General features: G+C 74.2%; 17 protein-coding genes. 12 read left to right on the top strand and 5 right to left on the bottom strand.

Annotated elements, in window-relative coordinates; genetic code table 11:
• Nucleotides 1–1,086 (top strand): YihY/virulence factor BrkB family protein, encoded by a 1,086-nt coding sequence (locus E5225_RS12985; protein ID WP_135974302.1) that lies wholly within the window; start codon nt 1–3, stop codon nt 1,084–1,086.
• On the opposite strand, the gene E5225_RS12980 is transcribed toward E5225_RS12985, so the two are convergent.
• The 5 genes from E5225_RS12980 to sdhC are packed head-to-tail and all read right to left on the bottom strand — an operon-like array spanning nt 1,005 to nt 5,427.
• The gene (locus tag E5225_RS12980) at nt 1,005–1,913 is read right to left on the bottom strand and encodes a phosphotransferase (RefSeq protein WP_243738332.1); all 909 of its coding nucleotides are present in this window, start codon (nt 1,911–1,913) and stop codon (nt 1,005–1,007) included. The two genes, E5225_RS12985 and E5225_RS12980, sit on opposite strands and share 82 nt — an antisense overlap.
• Nucleotides 1,903–2,688, bottom strand: coding sequence for a succinate dehydrogenase iron-sulfur subunit (locus tag E5225_RS12975; protein WP_135974301.1), 786 nt, complete (start codon nt 2,686–2,688; stop codon nt 1,903–1,905). Before E5225_RS12975 ends, E5225_RS12980 begins: the two co-directional genes overlap by 11 nt.
• Entirely contained in the window at nt 2,688–4,526 is a 1,839-nt protein-coding gene (sdhA, locus tag E5225_RS12970) for a succinate dehydrogenase flavoprotein subunit (protein ID WP_135974300.1), read from the bottom strand. The genes E5225_RS12975 and sdhA overlap by 1 nt, the downstream gene beginning before the upstream one ends.
• A 41-nt stretch (nt 4,527–4,567) precedes the next feature.
• Nucleotides 4,568–5,026 (bottom strand): succinate dehydrogenase, hydrophobic membrane anchor protein, encoded by a 459-nt coding sequence (gene sdhD, locus E5225_RS12965; RefSeq protein WP_135974299.1) that lies wholly within the window; start codon nt 5,024–5,026, stop codon nt 4,568–4,570.
• Between the two features lie 2 nt (nt 5,027–5,028).
• Nucleotides 5,029–5,427: a succinate dehydrogenase, cytochrome b556 subunit gene (gene sdhC, locus E5225_RS12960; protein WP_135974298.1), complete on the bottom strand. Its 399-nt coding sequence runs from the start codon at nt 5,425–5,427 to the stop codon at nt 5,029–5,031.
• 243 nt (nt 5,428–5,670) lie between these two features.
• Between sdhC and E5225_RS12955 the strand changes: the two genes are divergently transcribed.
• The 11 genes from E5225_RS12955 (at nt 5,671) to deoC (ending at nt 17,870) form a co-directional block, all read left to right on the top strand.
• Nucleotides 5,671–6,795 carry a mannose-1-phosphate guanylyltransferase gene (locus tag E5225_RS12955; RefSeq protein WP_135974297.1) on the top strand — a complete coding sequence of 375 codons (1,125 nt, stop codon included), beginning with the start codon at nt 5,671–5,673 and terminating at the stop codon, nt 6,793–6,795.
• 176 nt (nt 6,796–6,971) lie between these two features.
• Nucleotides 6,972–8,198, top strand: a complete 1,227-nt coding sequence (locus tag E5225_RS12950; RefSeq protein WP_424945143.1) for an amidohydrolase — start codon at nt 6,972–6,974, stop codon at nt 8,196–8,198.
• Between the two features lie 251 nt (nt 8,199–8,449).
• A complete protein-coding gene (locus E5225_RS12945; RefSeq protein WP_243738331.1) occupies nt 8,450–9,559 on the top strand; it encodes a BMP family lipoprotein in 1,110 nt (369 codons plus the stop codon).
• 187 nt (nt 9,560–9,746) lie between these two features.
• Entirely contained in the window at nt 9,747–11,375 is a 1,629-nt protein-coding gene (locus E5225_RS12940) for an ABC transporter ATP-binding protein (protein WP_135974296.1), read from the top strand.
• On the top strand, nt 11,372–12,625 hold the full coding sequence (locus E5225_RS12935) for an ABC transporter permease (protein WP_135974295.1): 1,254 nt from the start codon (nt 11,372–11,374) through the stop codon (nt 12,623–12,625). Before E5225_RS12940 ends, E5225_RS12935 begins: the two co-directional genes overlap by 4 nt.
• Nucleotides 12,622–13,911 carry an ABC transporter permease gene (locus E5225_RS17770; protein WP_135974294.1) on the top strand — a complete coding sequence of 430 codons (1,290 nt, stop codon included), beginning with the start codon at nt 12,622–12,624 and terminating at the stop codon, nt 13,909–13,911. Before E5225_RS12935 ends, E5225_RS17770 begins: the two co-directional genes overlap by 4 nt.
• Complete coding sequence (locus E5225_RS17765; protein WP_279536560.1) at nt 13,908–14,381, top strand: cytidine deaminase; 474 nt, start codon at nt 13,908–13,910, stop codon at nt 14,379–14,381. The genes E5225_RS17770 and E5225_RS17765 overlap by 4 nt, the downstream gene beginning before the upstream one ends.
• Nucleotides 14,378–15,673 carry a thymidine phosphorylase gene (locus tag E5225_RS12920; RefSeq protein ID WP_135974292.1) on the top strand — a complete coding sequence of 432 codons (1,296 nt, stop codon included), beginning with the start codon at nt 14,378–14,380 and terminating at the stop codon, nt 15,671–15,673. Before E5225_RS17765 ends, E5225_RS12920 begins: the two co-directional genes overlap by 4 nt.
• Before the next feature lie 79 nt (nt 15,674–15,752).
• A complete protein-coding gene (locus tag E5225_RS12915; RefSeq protein ID WP_135974291.1) occupies nt 15,753–15,998 on the top strand; it encodes a hypothetical protein in 246 nt (81 codons plus the stop codon).
• 22 nt (nt 15,999–16,020) lie between these two features.
• Complete coding sequence (locus tag E5225_RS12910) at nt 16,021–17,154, top strand: adenosine deaminase (protein ID WP_135974290.1); 1,134 nt, start codon at nt 16,021–16,023, stop codon at nt 17,152–17,154.
• On the top strand, nt 17,151–17,870 hold the full coding sequence (gene deoC / locus E5225_RS12905; RefSeq protein ID WP_135974289.1) for a deoxyribose-phosphate aldolase: 720 nt from the start codon (nt 17,151–17,153) through the stop codon (nt 17,868–17,870). Before E5225_RS12910 ends, deoC begins: the two co-directional genes overlap by 4 nt.
• Nucleotides 17,871–18,074: the final 204 nt, after the last annotated feature.

Here is an 18,074-nt window from a genome sequence, read left to right as displayed (position 1 = left end):
ATGGCACGCACCCGCACCACGCCCGAGCGCACCGTCGTACGCCCGGCCGCGGGGTCGGGGGAGGCGCACGTGGCCGCGGCTGCCGCCGCGCCCGACCCGGTCACGGCCCCGCGCTGGGCGCCCGGGTTCCGTGGCCTGGTGGCGCGCGGGCAGGCGCTCCTGGCCTGGTGGAACCACACGCGGGCGGGCCGGACCGTCGCGCGGTTCGGCCGCACGGGGGGCGCCGTGCTCTCGGGCGGCATCGCGTACGCCGCGCTCTTCTCGGTGTTCGCCGGGCTTGCGCTCGGGTACACCGTCTTCATGGCGCTGCTGGGCCGCAACGCGGAGCTGCGGGCGACCGTGCTGGACACGATCGCGTCGTCGCTGCCCGGGCTCCTCGACACCGGTGACGGGAAGGGCCTGCTGCGACCCGACCAGCTGGAGCTCTCCACCGGGCTGTCCGTCGCCGGTCTCGTCGCCGTCGTGGTGCTGGTGTTCACCGGCATCCGGGCGATCGCGGCGCTGCGCACGGGGGTGCAGGCGATGTTCGGGGTGTACCGCGCGGACACCCTCGTGGTCGGCAAGCTGCGCGAGCTCGGGGGGTTCGTCGGCGTCGGCGTGGCCGTCCTCGTGACCGCCCTGGTCGGGCTCGGCGTGACGACCGCGGCGGACTGGCTCATGGGCCTCGTCGGGTGGGACGACCGCTCGGGGATCGTGGTGCGCGTCCTCGGCGTCGCCGTCGCGTTCGTCATGGACGCGACGCTGTTCGTCCTGATCGTGCGGGCGCTCGCCGGGCAGGCGCCGCCGCGGCGCGACCTGCTCGGCGGGGCCGCCATCGCGGCGGCCGGGCTCGGCGTGGTCCGCCTGCTGGGGACCACGGCGGTGTCCGGCTCCGTGCAGGACAACCCCGTCCTGGCCTCGTTCGCGGTCGTCGCGGTGCTGCTGCTGTGGGTCAACCTCATCGCGCGGATCGTGCTGCTCGCGGCCGCGTGGACCGCCGACCCGCCGTACGTGGACCCGAACGCTCAGGCGGACGAGGACGCCGCCGCGGCGGCGGCCGCCGCGGCTGCGAGCGCCGCGAGCAGGCCGGGCAGCCGCTCGGCGTAGGCCGCGACCCCCGCCCGCGTGCGCGCCGGCTCGCCGACGTGCGCGAGGTTGCGCATGCCCAGGTCGCCGGCGGCCTGGCCGGCCGCGATGCGGTCGCACGCCGCGGTCATCCGCACGACGACGTGCCGCGCCACGTCCGGCGCCGCGGGGGCCGCCAGCCCCACGTCCGCGCCCTGGGCGCCGTACGCGCCGACGAGGAGGCGCAGGCGGCGCGCGCCCTCCTGCGGACCGGGGTCGAGGTAGAACGGCACGCCGCTCCAGGCGAGCATCGCGAGCTCGTCGAGGGGCACGCCCGGCCCCGCGACGTCCCAGTCGACGACGCCGACGACGTCGTCGGCCCCCGGGGCGCGCACGAGCATGTTGTAGAGCGTCGCGTCGTGGTGGCAGACGATCTCGCCGGGGCGCAGGTCCCGCTCCTCGAACCGCCACCGGCGGCGCCCGGGCCGGAAGTCGGCGACGGCCGCGTGGTAGCGGGCGAGCCACCGCGCCGCGGACGCGAGCCGCGCGTCCGTGACCTCCGCCAGGTCCACCGGCTCGCCGGGCAGGAACGCCAGCACCTCACGGCCGGCCTCGTCGACGCCGAGCGGGTCCGGCACGCCGTCCAGCCCCCGGGCGCGCACGTGCGCGAGGAGCGCGTGCACGGCGGGCGTCCACGGGCCGGCGGGGCGGCGCACCGTCGCGCCCCGGCGGACCGCCCCGCCGACGTTGCCGCCCGGCAGGGTCTCCTCACGCGCGACGCCGCCCGGCTCGACGTACCGGGCGGGGCCGGGCGTCGGGTCGGGCGGCGTCGTGTCGTCGTGCACGGTGCGGGGCGGCTCAGAAGGCACGCGTGATCATCGCGCGCTTGACCTCCTGGATCGCCTTCGTCACCTCGATGCCGCGCGGGCACGCCTCGGTGCAGTTGAAGGTCGTGCGGCAGCGCCACACGCCCTCCTTGTCGTTGAGGATCTCGAGGCGCTGCGCGCCGCCCTCGTCCCGGCTGTCGAAGATGAACCGGTGCGCGTTGACGATCGCCGCGGGGCCGAAGTACTGCCCGTCCGTCCAGAAGACCGGGCAGGACGACGTGCACGCGGCGCACAGGATGCACTTGGTGGTGTCGTCGAAGCGCTCGCGCTGCTGCGCCGACTGCAGGCGCTCCTTGGTCGGCTCCGTGCCCGTGGTGATGAGGAACGGCATGATCTCGCGGTAGGACGCGAAGAACGGCTCCATGTCGACGACGAGGTCCTTGACCACCGGCAGGCCCTTGATGGGCTCGACGACGATCGGCTTGCTCGGGTCGAGGTCCTTGAGCAGCGTCTTGCACGCGAGGCGGTTGCGGCCGTTGATCCGCATGGCGTCCGAGCCGCAGATGCCGTGCGCGCACGAGCGGCGGAACGTGAGGGAGCCGTCGTGCTCCCACTTGATCTTGTGCAGGGCGTCGAGGACGCGGTCCGTGCCGTGCACGGTGACCGTGAACTCGTCCCAGCGGGGCTCGGCCTCGAAGGCCTCGCCGAACGCCGGGACGTCCTCGTCCGCGGGGAGGAAGCGCCGGACCTTCAGCGTGACCTCGAACGAGGGGACGGCACCGACCTCGGGTGCTGGTGCTTCGACTGTGGCGGTCATCAGTACTTGCGCTCCATCGGCTGGTAGCGGGTCATGGTGACGGGCTTGGACCCGAGGACGAGCTGGTACCCGTCGAACGGCTCGGTGTGCGCGAACGTCCCGGCGGCGTCGCCGCCCTCGGCCGACCCGCCGTCGAGGCCCACGGGGCGGCGGTACGCCATCGTGTGCCGCATGTACTGCGCGTCGTCGCGGTCCGGGAAGTCCTCGCGGAAGTGCCCGCCGCGCGACTCCTTGCGGTTGAGGGCGCCGACGACCACGGTCTCGGCGATGTCGAGCAGGAAGCCGAGCTCGACCGCCTCGAGCAGGTCGGTGTTGAACGTGCGGCTCTTGTCCTGCACGCTCACGGCCGTGTACCGCTTGCGCAGGACGTGGATGTCGTCGAGCGCCTGCGTGAGCGACTCGCGCGTGCGGAACACCTGCGCGTTCGCGTCCATCGTCTCCTGCAGCGCGCGGCGGATGTCCGCGACGCGCTCGCCGTCCGGACGCGTGCGGATCGTCTCGAGCTCCGCCATGACGGTCGTGGCGGGGTTCTCGGGGAGCTCCACGAACGGCGCCGTCGCGGCGTACGCGGCGGCCGACCGGCCCGAGCGCTTGCCGAACACGTTGATGTCGAGCAGCGAGTTGGTGCCGAGCCGGTTCGACCCGTGCACCGAGACGCACGCGACCTCGCCGGCCGCGTACAGGCCCTTGATGACGTCGGTGCTGTTGCGCAGGACCTCGCCCTCGATGTTCGTCGGGATGCCGCCCATCGCGTAGTGCGCCGTCGGGTACACCGGGACGGGCTCCGTGTAGGGCTCGATGCCGAGGTAGGTGCGCGCGAACTCCGTGATGTCCGGGAGCTTGGCGTCGATGTGCGCCGGCTCCAGGTGCGTCAGGTCGAGCAGGACGTAGTCCTTGTTCGGCCCGGCGCCGCGGCCCTCGCGCACCTCGTTCGCCATCGAGCGGGCGACGATGTCGCGCGGCGCGAGGTCCTTGATGGTCGGGGCGTAGCGCTCCATGAAGCGCTCGCCCTCGGAGTTGCGCAGGATGCCGCCCTCGCCGCGCGCGGCCTCCGAGAGCAGGATGCCGAGGCCCGCGAGGCCCGTCGGGTGGAACTGGAAGAACTCCATGTCCTCGAGCGGGATGCCGCGGCGGTACGCCAGGGCCATGCCGTCGCCCGTCAGCGTGTGCGCGTTGGAGGTCGTCTTGTAGATCTTGCCGGCGCCGCCCGTGGCGAGCACGACCGACTTGGCCTGGAAGACGTGGATCTCACCGGTCGCGAGCTCGTACGCGACGACGCCGGAGACGTTGACCTCCTCGCCGTCGGCGACCGTGGTCGCGGCGAGGTCGTGGTCGACCAGCAGGTCCAGGACGTAGAACTCGTTGAAGAACTCGACGTCGTTCTTCACGCACTGCTGGTACAGGGTCTGCAGGATCATGTGACCCGTGCGGTCCGCCGCGTAGCAGGACCGGCGCACCGCGGCCTCACCGTGGTTGCGGGTGTGCCCGCCGAACCGGCGCTGGTCGATGCGGCCCTCGGGCGTCCGGTTGAACGGCAGGCCCATCTTCTCCAGGTCGAGCACCGCGTCGATGGCCTCCTTGGCCATGACCTCGGCGGCGTCCTGGTCGACCAGGTAGTCCCCGCCCTTGACGGTGTCGAACGTGTGCCACTCCCAGTTGTCCTCCTCGACGTTGGCGAGGGCGGCGCACATGCCGCCCTGCGCCGCGCCGGTGTGGGAGCGCGTGGGGTAGAGCTTGGAGATGACGGCGGTGCGCACGCGGGTCGAGGACTCGAGCGCCGCGCGCATGCCGGCGCCGCCCGCGCCGACGATGACGACGTCGTACTGGTGGGTCTGCATCGAGGCGATGCCTTCCTGGGTGTGGGGCGCCGGTGCCGGTGTCAGGCCGTGCAGAACGACGGCAGCAGGTCCGCCGGGCTGTTCGGGGGGCACGGGTCGAACGTGAAGATGACGAGCGTGCCGAGCACGACCACGACGACCGTCGCGAGGTACAGCAGGCTCGTGAGCACGAGCCGCGTGGAGTCCTTCTCGGCGTAGTCGCTGATGATGACCCGGACGCCGTTGGTGCCGTGCAGCATGGCGAGCCACAGCATCAGCAGGTCCCAGACCTGCCAGAACGGCGACGCCCACTTGCCGGCCACGAAGCCGAAGTCGATGGCGCTGATGCCCTCGCCCGCGACGAGGTTGACGAACAGGTGGCCGAAGATCAGCACGACCAGCACGACGCCCGAGACGCGCATGAACACCCACGCGTAGAGCTCGGTGTTGCCGTGCGTCGAGCGGCGGGTCGGGCCGGGCCGCGAGGGCCGCGGGGCCTTGGGGTCCGCGATGGTCGTCATGGTCAGTGGCCTCCGAACACGTTCATGAGGTGGCGGGGGAGGAAGCCGGCCATCGTCACGACGACGAGGCCCATGACGACCCAGAGCATGACGCGCTGGTAGCGCGTCCCCTTCCACCAGAAGTCCACGAGGATGATCCGCAGGCCGTTGAAGGCGTGGAACACGATCGCGAGCACCAGGCCCGCCTCGCCCAGACCCATGATCGGGTTCTTGTACGTCCCGATGACGTCGTTGTACGCCTCGGGCGAGACGCGCACGAGGGCCGTGTCGAGCACGTGGACGAGCAGGAAGAAGAAGATCGCGAAGCCGGTGATGCGGTGGGCTACCCACGACCACATGCCTTCGCGCCCGCGGTAGAGCGTTCCGGCCGGCCGCGTGGGCGCGGTGGGCGCTGTGGACACGTGGGTGCCTCCTGGGGCGAGTCGGCGTGGACGGCGTTGTCCGGGTCTGCCCTCACTCTAGTGACCGCGTGGTGCGCCGGCCGCCGTCACGAGGCATCCCGACCCCTGGGCAGGGACTTTGTGACCAAGTCCACACGCTGAGACGGTGGTACGCCGACGGCCCGGGAGTGCTCTCGCGGGGCCCGGCGATCCCGCCCTCGGGAGCGTCCCCGCGGGTGCGCCGCCGCTCGCTACCGTGGCGCCATGCAGCCCGCACCCACCGTCACCCCGGTCCCCGGCTTCCACGCCGTCGTCCCCGCCGGGGGTGCCGGCACGCGCCTGTGGCCGCTGAGCCGCGCCGGCCGGCCGAAGTTCCTGCTCGACCTCACGGGGAGCGGTCGCACGCTCCTGCAGGCGACCGTCGACCGGCTCCTGCCGCTCACGGGGCCGGGGAACGTGCTCGTCGTGACGGGCACCCGGCACGCCGCCGCGGTGGCGGAGCAGCTCCCGGGGCTCGGTCCGGACAACGTCCTCGCCGAGCCCAGCCCGCGCGACTCCATGGCCGCCATCGGCCTCGCCGCGGCCGTCCTGCTCGAGCGGCACGGGGCCGACGTCGTGCTCGGCTCGTTCGCGGCCGACCACGTCATCACCGGCACGGAGGTGTTCGAGGCCACGGTGCGCGAGGCCGTCGAGGCCGCGCGGGCGGGGTACGTGGTGACCGTCGGCATCGAGGCGACGGAGCCGTCGACCGCGTTCGGCTACGTCCGTGGGGGTGCGCCCCTGGGGGTCGCGGGCGCACCGAGCGCGCGCCACGTCGCCGGCTTCGCCGAGAAGCCGGACGCGCAGACCGCGGCGGCGTACCTCGCGACGGGGGAGTACAGCTGGAACGGCGGCATGTTCGTCGTGCGCGCCGCCGTGCTGCTCGACCACCTCGCCGCGCAGCTCCCGGCGCTGCACGACGGCCTGCGACGCATCGCGGCCGCGTGGGACACCCCGGAGCGCGACGCACGCCTCGCCGACACGTGGCCGGGGCTGACGAAGATCGCGATCGACCACGCCATCGCGGAGCCCGTCGCCGCGGCGGGCGGCGTCGCGGTCGTGCCCGGCGGCTTCGGCTGGGACGACGTCGGCGACTTCGCGTCGCTCGGCGGGCTGCTCGACGCCGCCGGGGGCGACGCGACCCTGGGCGACGCGACCACGGTGCTGCGCCTCGACGCCGAGGGCAGCGTCGTCGTGGCGGGCGGGCGGACGGTCAGCGTCGTCGGCGTGCCGGACGCCGTCGTCGTCGACACCCCCGACGCCGTGCTCGTCACGACGCGTGCGCACGCCCAGCAGGTGAAGGGCGCCGTCGACGCCTGGCGTGCGCGCGGACGCGACGACCTGCTCTGAGGGCGCCGGATACAGTCGGGGCCGTGTCCGCGCACCCCTCCGACCGCACCGCCACGCCCGACGTGCCCGCCGTGCCCGCCGCGGGAGACCCCGGGCCGCCCGTGCCGCAGGCCGCCGTCGACGGTCGTGACGGGGCGGACGTGGCGCGTGAGCACGTGGTGCCGTCCCTGCGGTCGCTGGCCCCCGAGGCGGTCGACGCGGAGGCGCGCGCGCTGGCAGACGTGGTGGCCGGGCTGCGCGACGAGCTCGTGGAGGTCCGGCGCGACCTGCACGCGCACCCGGAGCTGGGCCGGACCGAGGAGCGCACGACCCGCGTGGTCGCCGAGCGCCTGCGGGCCGCCGGCCTGGAGCCGCACCTGCTGCCCGGGTCGGGCCTGTGGTGCGACATCGGCCCGACGGTCGGCCCGCTCGGGACGCGCCGGGTCGCCCTGCGGGCGGACCTGGACGCGCTGCCCGTGCCCGACGCGTGCCGCCTGCCGTGGGCGTCGACCGTGCGCGGCGTCGCCCACGCGTGCGGGCACGACGTGCACACGGCCGCCGTGCTCGGTGCGGGGCTGGCGCTCGCGCAGGTGGCGGACACGCTCCGGGGCGGCGTCCGGCTGATCTTCCAGCCCGCGGAGGAGGTGCAGCCCGGCGGCGCGCTCGACGTGATGGCGGCCGGCGGCCTCGACGGCGTCTCCCGGATCTTCGGGGTGCACTGCGACCCGAAGCTCGACGTCGGCCTCGTCGGCACGCGCATCGGCCCGATCACGTCGGCGTCCGACGAGGTCACGGTGACGCTCACGGGCCGCGGCGGGCACACCTCGCGCCCGCACCTGACGGGCGACCTGGTGTTCGCCCTCGGGCAGGTCGTCACGCAGGTCCCCGCGGTGCTGGGGCGGCGCCTCGACCCCCGCTCGGGCGTCAACCTGACGTGGGGCGCCGTGCGCGCCGGCACGGTGCACAACGCCATCCCGTCCACGGGCACGCTGCTGGGCACGCTCCGCTGCCTCGACGTGCGTGCCTGGGAGCAGGCGTCGCAGGTGCTGGAGCAGGCGGTGCACGACGTCGTCCGCCCGTTCGGGCTCGACGTCGAGGTCAAGCACGCGCGCGGCGTCCCGCCGGTCCAGAACACCGAGGGCGCGACGGGCGTGCTCGAGGCCGCCGCGCGCGACGTCCTGGGCCCCGCGTCCGTGCGCCTGACCGAGCAGTCCCTGGGCGGGGAGGACTTCGCCTGGTACCTGCAGAAGGTGCCGGGCGCGATGGCGCGGCTCGGCACGCGCACGCCCGGCGGCCACACGTACGACATCCACCAGGGCGACCTGCGCGTGGACGAGCGCGCGGTCGAGGCCGGTGCGCTGCTGCTGGCCCGCGCGGCGCAGCTGGCCGGGCGCACGCCGGCCGAGACCGCCCGCCACGACTGAGCGGGCGCGGACGGTCGGGGCCTGCGGCACGCCGGACGCGCGGTTCGTCCGTCTTGCGACCCGGACGAGGGGTCCGTGGCTCGGGACCAGGTTGCGATCTCATCACGGAACCTGCGCCGATACGCGTCGGTAACCTCTCCGTCACGCCCGCGTGCCTAGGGTCCGGGTGACGGCGCAGGCGAGTTCGTGCACCTGCGCGTCCCCTGCGCGGTGCGCCGCCGGGACCGGCACCCCGGTGCGACGACGAGAACATGGAGACGACCTTCGTGAAGACGATCATGCGAGCGGCCGCGCTGGGCGGGGCCGTCGTCCTGGCCCTCACGGCCTGTGGCAGTGCCCCCGAGGAGACCGAGTCGACGGCGGGCGGCGGCGAGACCGCGGCAGCCTCCGACTTCAAGGCGTGCATGGTGTCGGACCAGGGCGGCTGGGACGACCAGTCGTTCAACCAGTCCGGCTACGAGGGCCTGCAGCGCGCGGCGGAGGAGCTGGGCGTCGAGGTCAACGCGGTGGAGTCCACCGCGGACGCCGACTACGGCCCCAACATCGACTCCCTCGTGCAGGACGGCTGCACCTACATCATCGGCGTCGGCTTCCTGCTCGAGCCCGCCATCCAGGAGGCCGCCGAGGCCAACCCGGACATCCAGTTCGGCCTCATCGACTCCGCGTTCTCGGACGACGAGTTCAACACGATCGAGCTCGACAACGCCAAGCCGCTGCTGTTCAACACGGCCGAGGCCGCGTTCCTCGCCGGCTACGTCGCCGGCGCGACCACCGAGACCGGCATCGTCGGCACCTTCGGCGGCCTGCCGATCCCGTCGGTCCAGATCTTCATGGACGGCTTCGTCGACGGCGTCGCCCAGTGGAACGAGGACTCCGGCGAGGACGTCCAGGTCCTCGGCTGGGACAAGGAGACGCAGGAGGGCCAGTTCTCCGGCGACTTCGAGACGCAGGCGAACGGCCAGAACATCACGCAGGGCTTCCTCGACCAGGGCGCCGACATCATCATGCCGGTCGCCGGCCCGGTCGGTCAGGGTGCCGCCGCCGCCGCCGAGGGCAAGCCCGGCGCGAAGATCATCTGGGTCGACTCCGACGGCTTCGAGTCCACCGAGTACGGCTCGATCATCCTCACCTCGGTCATGAAGGAGATCGGCCAGGCCGTCTTCGACTCGATCCAGCAGGCGTCGGAGGGTGAGTTCACCAACGAGCCCTACGTCGGCACGCTCGAGAACGAGGGCGTGGGCATCGCGCCGTTCCACGACTTCGAGGACGCCGTCCCGCAGGACGTGAAGGACCGCGTCGAGGAGCTGCAGTCGCAGATCGTCTCCGGCGACCTCGTGGTCGAGTCCCCGAACACCCCGTGACGCACGCCGCGCCCTGAGGCGCGGTGCACGGACGACGGCCCGGGTGGGCGACCACCCGGGCCGTCGCGTGCGACGGACCCGCACGTTCGCCGGCGTGTACGGTCGGCGAGAGGACAGGCCGGCGGCAGACGGGTGACGTGCGAGGACGCACGTCGGGCGGGCGGACGACGAACGGGAAGCGGGTCGGATGAGGCTCGAGCTGCGCGGCATCACGAAGAGGTTCGGGTCGTTCACCGCGAACGACGCGATCGACCTCGTCGTGGAGCCCGGACAGATCCACGCCCTGCTGGGCGAGAACGGTGCCGGCAAGAGCACCCTGATGAACGTCCTCTACGGGCTGTACCGGCCCGACGAGGGGCAGATCCTGCTCGACGGCGAGCCGGTGACGTTCGACGGGCCGGGCGACGCGATGGCGGCCGGCATCGGCATGGTGCACCAGCACTTCATGCTCGTGCCGGTCTTCACGGTGGCCGAGAACGTGGCCCTCGGGCACGAGCCCACGGGCGGCGCCGGGCTCCTCGACCTGCGGCGTGCGCGCCGGCAGGTGTCCGAGGTCGCGGACCGCTTCGGCTTCCACGTCGACCCGGACGCGACGGTCGAGGAGCTCCCCGTCGGGGTGCAGCAGCGCGTCGAGATCATCAAGGCGCTGTCGCGCGACGCCAAGGTGCTGATCCTCGACGAGCCGACGGCGGTGCTGACGCCGCAGGAGACCGACGAGCTCATCGAGATCATGCGTCAGCTCAAGGCGGCCGGGACGTCGATCCTGTTCATCACGCACAAGCTGCGCGAGGTGCGCGCCGTCGCGGACCGGATCACGGTCATCCGCCGCGGCACGGTCGTCGGCACGGCGGAGCCGTCGGCGCCCGAGACGGAGCTCGCCTCCCTCATGGTGGGCCGGGCCGTCTCCCTGGGCGTCGACAAGGAGGCCGCCGCGCCGGGGGACGTCGTGCTGCGCGTGGCGGGCCTGACGGTGCTCGACGCGGTCGGCACGGCGGTCGTGGACCAGGTCGACCTCGAGGTCGCGGGCGGCGAGATCCTCGCCGTCGCCGGCGTGCAGGGCAACGGGCAGACCGAGCTCGCGGAGGCCGTGCTCGGCCTCGTGCACCCCACCGCCGGGTCGCTGCACCTCGACGGGACCGACCTGACGGGCCTGTCCGTGCGCGACCGGCTGCGCGCCGGCCTGGGCTTCGTGCCCGAGGACCGCAGCACCGACGGCGTCATCGTGGACTTCTCCATCCAGGAGAACCTCGTCCTCGACCTCGTCGACACCGCGCCGTACTCGCGTCGCGGCGCGATCGACCGCGGCGAGCTGCGCCGCAACGCCGAGCGCCGCGTCGTCGAGTTCGACGTCCGCACGCCGTCGGTCGACGCGCACGCCGGCACGCTGTCCGGCGGCAACCAGCAGAAGGTCGTCCTCGCGCGGGAGATGTCCCGCCCGCTGCGCCTGCTCGTCGCCTCGCAGCCGACGCGCGGGCTCGACGTCGGGTCGATCGAGTTCGTGCACAAGCGGATCGTGCAGGAGCGGGACAACGGCACCGCCGTCGTGATCGTCTCGACCGAGCTCGACGAGGTCGTGGCGCTCGCCGACCGCATCGCCGTGATGTACCGCGGCCGGGTGGTCGGGGTCGTGCCCGGCAGCACGGACCGCGACGTGCTCGGCCTCATGATGGCCGGCGTGCCGCTCGAGGAGGCCGTCCCGCAGGCGGCCCACCACCACACGACGCTCGGCGCGGCGGACCTCGCCGACCAGCCCGCCCCGCCCGCCGCGGCCCCGCGCGCCGTGCACGTCACCGACCAGCAGGAGGAGGGCCGATGAGCCAGCAGGGCACACCGCCCGCGGACCGGCCGTCCGCCGAGGCGGAGCCCCGGCCCGCCGAGCGGGACCGCCGGCCGTCCGGTGCCGGCGTCCTGCAGGACGTGCTCGCGTCGTCGTGGCTCATGACCGTGTGCGCGATCGTGCTCGCGCTCGTCATCGGCGCGGTGCTCATCGCCGCCGCCGACCCGGACGTGCAGCGCACGGCGGGGTACCTCTTCGCGAGGCCGTCGGACTTCTTCACGGCGCTGTGGCAGACGGTGTCCGGCGCGTACGCGGCGCTCTTCCAGGGCGCGGTGTTCGACTGGGGGGCGACGAGCCCGCAGCGGGCCGTCCGCCCGCTGACCGAGACGCTGACGATCTCGGTGCCGCTGATCCTCGCGGGCCTCGGCGTCGGCATCGGTTTCCGCGCGGGCCTGTTCAACATCGGTGCGCAGGGCCAGATCACGCTCGGCGCGATCGTCGCCTCGTGGATCGGCTTCACCTGGGACCTGCCGCCCGTGCTGCACCTGCTGCTCGCGATGGTCGGCGCCGCGGTCGGCGGCGCGGTGTGGGCGTCGATCGCCGGCGTGCTCAAGGCACGCACGGGCGCGCACGAGGTGATCGTCACGATCATGCTCAACAACATCGCCGTGTTCCTCGTGCTGTACCTGCTCACCACCGGCGTCTTCGCGTCGGCGACGCCGCAGGTCGGGCGGCCCGTCGCGGAGAGCGCGATGCTGCCGCCGCTGCTCGGCGACGCGTTCCGCCTGCACCTCGGCTTCCCGCTCGCGCTGCTCGCCGCGGTGGGCGTGTGGTGGCTGATGGAGCGCTCGACGCTCGGCTTCCGGTTCCGCGCCGTCGGGTCCAACCCGCACGCCGCCCGCACCGCCGGCATCTCGGTGCCCTGGGTGACGGTGCTCGTCATGGCGGTCGCGGGTGGGCTCGCGGGCCTGGCCGGCGGTGCGCAGCTGCTCGGCACCGAGCGCAGCCTCACGGGGGCGATCGCGGGGAGCATCGGCTTCGACGCCCTCACCGTCGCGCTGCTCGGCCGCTCCAAGCCGCTCGGCACGGTGCTCGCCGGCCTGCTGTTCGGCGCGTTCGCCGCGGGCGGCCGGCTCATGCAGACCCGCACCGGCACGCCGATCGACATCGTGCTGGTCCTGCAGTCCCTCATCGTCCTGTTCATCGCGGCCCCGCCGCTGGTGCGCGCGGTCTTCCGGCTGCCCGTACCGGGTGCGCGCCGCCGCTCCGCCGTGGAGGCCGCAGCATGAGCCTGGCCACCCCGACCACCGCCTCCGCGCCGGCGCCGGACGCCCCCGTCCCGGCCCGCCCGACCTACCGCGCCGCCATCGCCTACGCGGCGATCGCCCTGGTGGCGCTGCTGGCCATGCCGCTGCGCACGCCGGCGGGGGACACCCGCTTCCGCCTGTCGACCGAGACCGACTTCGCCCAGATCCCCGCGTTCGCGGTCCCCGCGGGCCCGACCGTGTGGGTGCTGGTGCTCGTCGCGGTGGCGCTCGCCGCGCTCGCGTTCTGGTGGACGCGTACGGGCCGCCGCACGGGCCTGTGGCTGCCGGTCGTCTTCGGCGTCGCGCTGCTGCTGGCGTTCCTCACGTTCGCGGGTGCCGGGCGCGCCGCGGTGATCCCGCTGACCTCCATCGCGACGGGCACGCTGTTCCTGGCCACGCCCCTGATCTTCGGTGCGCTGTCCGGCGTCGTGTGCGAGCGCGTCGGGATCGTCAACATCGCGATCGAGGGGCAGCTGCTGGCCGGGGCCTTCATGGCGGCCGTCGTCGGCTCGCTGACGGCGTCGGCGTACCTCGGGCTCGTGGCCGCGCCGGTCGCGGGGGCGCTCGTCGGCACGCTGCTCGTGTTCTTCGCCGTGCGGTACCAGGTCAACCAGATCATCGTCGGCGTCGTGCTGAACGTGCTGGTCGTGGGCCTGACGAGCTTCCTGTTCTCCACCGTGCTGGCGGAGGCCCCGGACACCTGGAACGCGCGCCAGGCGCTGCCGGTGCTGCCGGTCCCGGTGCTGTCGCAGATCCCCGTGATCGGGCCGATCCTGTTCCGCCAGACGCTGCTCGTGTACCTGATGTACGTGATCGTCATCGCGCTGCAGGTGTACCTGTTCCGCAGCCGGTGGGGCCTGCGCCTGCGCGCGGTCGGGGAGCACCCCAAGGCGGCCGACACGGTCGGCATCGACGTGAACCGCACGCGCGTGCGCAACACGCTGCTCGGCTCGGCGGTCGCCGGGCTCGGCGGCGCGTTCTTCACGGTCGCGTCGGGCCTCGCGTTCGGCAAGGAGATGACGGGCGGCCGCGGCTTCATCGCGCTCGCCGCGATGATCCTCGGCCGGTGGAGCCCCAAGGGCGCCGTCGCGGCGGCGCTGCTGTTCGGCTTCGCCGACAACCTGCGCACCGTGCTGGGCACCATCGGCAGCTCCGTGCCGCCGCAGCTGCTGCTGATGACGCCGTACATCGTGACGATCCTCGCGGTCGCCGGGTTCGCCGGCCGGGTGCGTGCGCCCGCCGCCGAGGGCGTCCCGTACGTCAAGTGAGCGAGCAGGGGGTGGCCGTGCGCGAGAGCGACGTCGACTGGGAGGCGCTGCGGGCGGCGGCGCGCGGGATGCTCGAGCGGGCCTACGTGCCGTACTCGCGCTTCCCCGTGGGGGTCGCCGCGCTTGTCGACGACGGGCGTGTGGTGACGGGCTGCAACGTCGAGAACGCGTCGTACGGTGTCACGCTCTGCGCCGAGTGCAGCCTCGTCTCGATGCTGCACGTGACCGGCGGCGGCCGGCTGGTGGCGTTCACGTGCGTCGACGGGCACGGCAACGTGCTGGCGCCGTGCGGGCGCTGCCGCCAGCTGCTGTACGAGCACGGCGGGCCGGGCCTGCTGGTCGAGACCGTGCGGGGCGTGCGCCCCATGAGCGAGGTGCTGCCCGACGCGTTCGGGCCCGTGGACCTCGTGGAACGAGCGAGCGCGGACGTCCCCGCCGGGGACGCCGCAGAGGAGGGGAAGGGCACGTGAGCGAGCCGTTCGACGCCGTCGACGTCATCGTCGCCAAGCGGGACGGCGGGCGGTTGTCCGACGCCCAGGTGGACTGGGTGGTCGACGCGTACACCCGCGGCGTGGTCGCCGAGGAGCAGATGGCCGCGCTCGCGATGGCGATCCTGCTCAACGGCATGGACCGCGCCGAGATCGCGCGGTGGACGGCCGCGATGATCGCCAGCGGGGAGCGGATGGACTTCTCCGGGCTGTCGCGCCCGACGTCCGACAAGCACTCGACCGGCGGCGTGGGGGACAAGATCACGCTGCCGCTGGCGCCGCTCGTCGCGGTGTTCGGCGTCGCGGTCCCGCAGCTGTCCGGGCGCGGCCTCGGCCACACCGGCGGCACGCTGGACAAGCTCGAGTCGATCCCGGGCTGGCGCGCAGCGCTGTCGAACGACGAGATGATGCGCCAGCTCGAGGACGTCGGCGCCGTGATCTGCGCGGCCGGGTCCGGCCTCGCGCCCGCCGACCGCAAGCTCTACGCGCTGCGCGACGTCACCGGCACCGTCGAGGCGATCCCCCTCATCGCGAGCTCGATCATGAGCAAGAAGATCGCCGAGGGGACCGGCTCGCTCGTGCTCGACGTCAAGGTCGGCTCCGGGGCGTTCATGAAGGACGCCGACCGTGCGGGCGAGCTCGCGCGCACGATGGTGGCGCTCGGCACCGACGCGGGCGTGCGGACGGTCGCGCTGCTCACCGACATGTCGACCCCCCTCGGCCTGACCGCGGGCAACGCGCTCGAGGTGCGCGAGTCGGTCGAGGTGCTCGCGGGCGGCGGCCCCGCCGACGTCGTCGAGCTCACGGTCGCCCTCGCGCGGGAGATGCTCGACGCGGCCGGGCGCACGGACGCGGACCCCGCGGCCGCCCTCGCCGACGGTCGCGCGATGGACGTGTGGCGCCGGATGATCGCCGCGCAGGGCGGCGACCCCGACGCCGAGCTCCCCGTCGCGCGCGAGCGCGAGCAGGTCGTCGCTGAGGCCGACGGCGTGCTGACGACGCTCGACGCGTACGCCGTCGGCGTCGCGGCGTGGCGCCTCGGTGCGGGGCGCGCCCGCAAGGAGGACCCCGTGCAGGCGGGCGCCGGCGTCGAGCTGCACGCACGCCCCGGCGACCGCGTGCGGGCCGGGCAGCCCCTGCTCACGCTGCACACCGACACCCCCGAGCGGTTCGGCCGCGCCCGCGAGGCCCTCGCCGGTGCGATCGAGGTGGCCCGCGACGGTGGGGCCGCGACGCCGCGCCGGATCGTCCTGGACCGCGTCGCCGCCGACTGACGCGGTCCGCCTCTTGTGGCGGCCCCCGCGGGCGGACTGCACGATGGGGACGTCCGACCGGCCGACCGGAGGAGGAGCCATGAGCACGGTGCCCGGGAACGACGCCTGGCGCGACGCGGGGCTGGTGCCCGCCGACACCGACCTGCCGGTGGAGCTGACGGACCCCGACGCCGCGGCCGGCGAGGACGAGCTCGTCGAGCGCCCCGACCCCGAGGACTACGCCCCGCTGTCACCGCGGCCCGACCTGGTCGGCGCGGCGGAGGAGGCCGACGTCGTCGAGCAGGCCGAGGAGGTCCCGCTCGACGACGAGGCCGAGGGGGAGTGAGACACCCCGTTACGGTGGGGGCATGACCGCGCACCTCCCGGCGTCGGGCACGCCCGGCGCCGACCTCGGCGCGGCCGTCCGCGCACTGCCGAAGGTCCTCCTGCACGACCACCTCGACGGGGGTCTGCGCCCCGCGACGGTCGTCGACCTCGCGGCGCAGACCGGGCACGTCCTGCCCACGACCGACCCGGAGGCCCTCGGTCGGTGGTTCGTCGAGTCCGCCGCGTCGGGCTCCCTCGAGCGGTACCTGGAGACGTTCGCCCACACCGTCGGCGTGCTGCAGACCGCCGACGCGCTGCGTCGCGTCGCCAGGGAGGCCGTGCTCGACCTCGCGGCGGACGGCGTCGTGCACGCCGAGGAGCGGTACGCGCCGGAGCAGCACCAGCGCGGCGGACTGTCGCTGCAGGAGGTCGTCGACGCGGTCCGTGGCGGCCTGGACGAGGGCATGGCGCAGGCCCGCTCGGCCGGGGACGACATCCGCGTCACGCAGGTGCTGTGCGCGATGCGCCAGGGTGACCGCGCCGACGAGGTCGCCGCTCTCGCGCTCGCGAACCGCGACGCCGGCGTGGTCGCCTTCGACCTCGCCGGGCCGGAGGAGGGGTTCCCGCCGTCGCGGCACGCGTCGGCGTTCCGCACGCTGCGCGACGCGAGCTTCCCCGTCACGGTGCACGCGGGCGAGGCCGCGGGGCTCGCGTCGATCGGCGACGCTGTGCACCGGGCCGGCGCCCTGCGCCTCGGGCACGGCGTGCGCATCGCCGACGACGTGCACGTCGGCCCGGGCGGCGAGGTGCGGCTCGGCCGGCTCGCGCACTGGGTCCGGGACCGGCGCCTGGCCCTGGAGGTCTGCCCGTCCTCGAACGTGCAGACGGGTGCCGCGCGCTCCGTCGCCGAGCACCCGGTCACGATGCTGCTGCGCCTCGGCTTCGAGGTGACGGTGAGCACGGACAACCGCCTGCAGTCCGGAACGTCGCCGTCGCGCGAGCTCGAGCTGCTCGTCCGCGAGGCCGGCTGGACGCACGACGACCTCGTCGCCGTCACGGTCGCCGCCGCACGGCACGCGTTCCTGCAGGAGGACGAGCGCCGCGCGCTCGTCGACCGCATCGTCCGCCCGGCCGTCTCGCCGGGCACCGCACGGCCCGGGAGGCACCGCGCATGACCACCGACCCCACGCCCACCACGGGCGCCCCGCTCGACGCCGTCACGCTCGCGCGGTACGTCGACCACACGCTCCTCAAGCCCGAGGCGACCACGGCCGACGTCGAGGCGCTCGTCGCGGAGGGCGTCCGGCTCGGCGTCTACGCGGTGTGCGTCTCGCCGTCCTTCCTGCCGCTCGAGGTCCCCGTCGGCCTCGACGGCGAGCCGGACCTGCTCGTCGCGACCGTCTGCGGCTTCCCGTCCGGCAAGCACCACAGCGACGTCAAGGCCGCCGAGGCTGCCCGTGCCGTGCGCGACGGCGCGGCGGAGGTCGACATGGTGATCGACGTGGGCGCCGCGAAGGCGGGCCGGTTCGCGGACGTCGCGGCGGACATCGCCGCCGTCCGGGCGGCAGCGCCCGCGCCGACCGTCCTCAAGGTCATCATCGAGTCGGCGGCGCTGAGCGACGAGGAGATCGTCGCGGCGTGCGAGGCCGCGGAGGCGTCCGGTGCGGACTACGTGAAGACGTCGACCGGCTTCCACCCGGCCGGTGGCGCCACCGTGCACGCCGTGCGCCTGATGGCCCGCACGGTCGGCGGGCGGCTCGGGGTGAAGGCCTCCGGCGGGGTCCGGACGGCGCAGGACGCCGTCGCGATGATCGAGGCCGGGGCGACGCGGCTCGGGCTGTCCGGCACCGCCGCCGTCCTGGGCGGGCTCACGGCCGACGCCGGGTACTGACGCGGCCGGCAGGCCGCCCCGCACGCATCGGGGCGGACCGCTGCGGCAGCGTGAGAGCCGCATGAGAATCCACCTCTCCATCGGGTGAAACCGCCCCGGAGGCGACGATCCGGGCGTTGACTCGCCCTCGGGCGCGCGACGATGGTGGACACCCGTCCGACCCGCCGCCCGCGGCTCGGGCGACGACAGCACGGCAGGGCACGG

This window comes from Cellulomonas shaoxiangyii, assembly GCF_004798685.1.
Lineage (GTDB): Bacteria > Actinomycetota > Actinomycetes > Actinomycetales > Cellulomonadaceae > Cellulomonas > Cellulomonas shaoxiangyii.
Note: the sequence above shows the minus strand (reverse complement) of the source record. Positions and strands in the feature narration are given on the sequence as shown.